The following is a 2,254-nucleotide window of genomic DNA, read 5'->3' as shown; positions in this document are numbered from 1 at the left end:
GCTGGTGGACGAGGCTGGCGCGACCATGAACGAGATCGTCACGTCGGTCAAGCATGTTGCCGACATCATGAGCGAAATCACCGCCGCCAGCGAAGAACAGAGCAGCGGTATCGAACAGATCAATCAGGCGATCAGCCAGATGGATGAGATGACGCAGCAGAATGCGGCACTGGTGGAGCAGGCTGCGGCGGCCGCACAAAGCATGCAGGACCAGGCCGGCGGGCTGGCCAATGCGGTAGCGGTGTTCAAACTGAACAACGCCGGTGCACCTGCGACAGGTATCCCGGCGAAACAGGCCGCGCCTACCGCGCAAGCGCGTGCCGCGCTCGCGCCATCGGCACCGAAGGTTGCACAGAAATCCACGCCGAAGCAGTTGCCACCCGGACAATCGGCCAGGTCAGGAGCGGCCCAGGCGCCCGTGGCAGCAAAGAGGCGCATCGCTGCGCCAGCGGAGGATGATTGGGAAGAATTCTAGCCGCCGGCAGGTGCAGGCGGCGTAACGCAGTTCTGTCATAGGAATGCATTATGTTCGCGATCTCCGATTGCAAGACGGGTACACGTCATGCGGTAAGTTTTGCCTCGTTCTTCGCTGCGCAAGTATCTTGCTAACGCCAGGTATGTGTCGGATGAGCGAGTTGCATGACAACATGGGGTAGATCGTGAACGACAAGGCGCGCGACCGGACTGGCGCGACAGGGATGCGCGAGGCCGGTGCAGACATCACCTCGGCTCAAGCGGCCATCATTGCACCGACCAGCGTTGCCGGAAAGGCGCGCGAACTCCGGCGTCCCGCGCAACCGCTCGACGCCAATACCACATCCGACTCCGGACCGAACCGGCGCGCGAACACGCCGGCGTCAAATGCGGCACTGACGGCCGCTGCGAAGCAAATAGATGTCGGCCCACCGTTGATCGGTAAAACGTCCGCCTTCTTTGGAAGCGGCGATTATCTAGCCGCAGCGTCGCTGCCAAAAACCTGCGGTTTGCCCGTTCATGACATGTGTGCGGCAGATTCTGCCACGTCGATTAATAGCTGCCGTGACACTTGCATGGGCATGCTCGCGTCCGGTTTGTTGACGATAGCCATCGGCATCTTTTTACCGGATCTGCAATACGTAGCCATAAGCGGGATCCCGGAAGAAGAGCAGCGTTGGGAAATTGAACATGCCTCGCGCATTCGTGGCGGCATTCGTCAGTGACGACAATCCCTTGAAAGGATTGGCCAGCCGATCAGGAATCTCGAAAACTGACATAAGTACTTGGTGTGTTATGGGTCATGAAGTTGTTATCATCGACTGTGGGAACGAGTAGGCGGGTAGCACGATAAATCCAACAACAAGCAGCAAAACTGCAACAGTGCAAAACAGGAAGGGGTCATCATGAATCTGCGCAGCATGCGTATCGGTGTACGTCTTGGCGCCGGCTTCGGCATCATCCTGGCGATCGTGGCGTTGATGATCATCGTCAGCAATGTTCTCAACAGTCGCAACAAGGAAAAGCTGATTGAAGGCCTGGAAGTGTCGAACAGTAAAAGCGTCCTGGCTGCCACGATGAAAAGCGCCGTGCTGGAAGGGGGCGTGGCGATGCGGAATATCGGATTGCAATCCGAAGTCAGCGCAATGCAAAAGGAAGAAGCGCAGGTCAAAGCCCAGAAGAAGCGATATGCGGAAGCGCGCGACAAGCTTGCGGCACTGGGATTGACCGAAGCGGAAAAGAAAGTACTTGATGAAATTGCCCAACTCGATCAGCAGATCGAGGGTCCTATCAAGGAGGCGATCGGTCTGGTTCTGGCCTTTAACATCGAGAGCGCGGCAAAAGTCATCTCCACCAAGATCGATCCCGTCAATCAACGCGCCGTCACCGAGATGGACAAGCTGGTGGAATTGCAGCAGCTAGCCGCGCGCGAGGTGCTGAGCAATTCCGTATCCGCGGACAAGCGCCTGATGGCAATGCTGTATGTGATCGGTGCCGTCCTGATCGGCATCGGCAGCCTGTTCGCATGGATGATTACCCGGAGCATCGCCGTCCCGCTGACGCAGGCAGTGGATGTCGCGCGCCGTGTCGCAACCGGCGATCTCACATCGACCATCAACGAAAAGAGCAAGGATGAAATCGGCCAGTTGTTCGATGCCCTGCGCACAATGAATGGCAGCCTGAGCGACATTGTCGGCAACGTACGTACGGGTACTGAATACATCAGCAACGCATCACGCGAGATTGCGACAGGCAACGCCGACCTGTCGGCGCGCACGGA

General features: G+C 57.9%; 3 protein-coding genes. All 3 read left to right on the top strand.

The genetic code is table 11. The annotated features are described in order from the left end of the window. Positions 1 to 475, top strand: a 475-nt coding sequence (locus VGU61_RS03035; protein WP_326857627.1) for a methyl-accepting chemotaxis protein, incomplete at its 5' end; no start/stop codon positions are given. Between the two features lie 184 nt (positions 476 to 659). Then, positions 660 to 1,199, top strand: a complete 540-nt coding sequence (locus VGU61_RS03030; RefSeq protein ID WP_326857626.1) for a hypothetical protein — start codon at positions 660 to 662, stop codon at positions 1,197 to 1,199. Between the two features lie 180 nt (positions 1,200 to 1,379). Next, positions 1,380 to 2,254 (top strand): HAMP domain-containing protein (locus VGU61_RS03025; protein WP_326857625.1); only part of this gene is annotated, 875 nt, incomplete at its 3' end.

It is taken from the genome of Noviherbaspirillum sp., from assembly GCF_035944575.1.
GTDB lineage: Bacteria > Pseudomonadota > Gammaproteobacteria > Burkholderiales > Burkholderiaceae_D > Noviherbaspirillum.
Note: the sequence above shows the minus strand (reverse complement) of the source record. Positions and strands in the feature narration are given on the sequence as shown.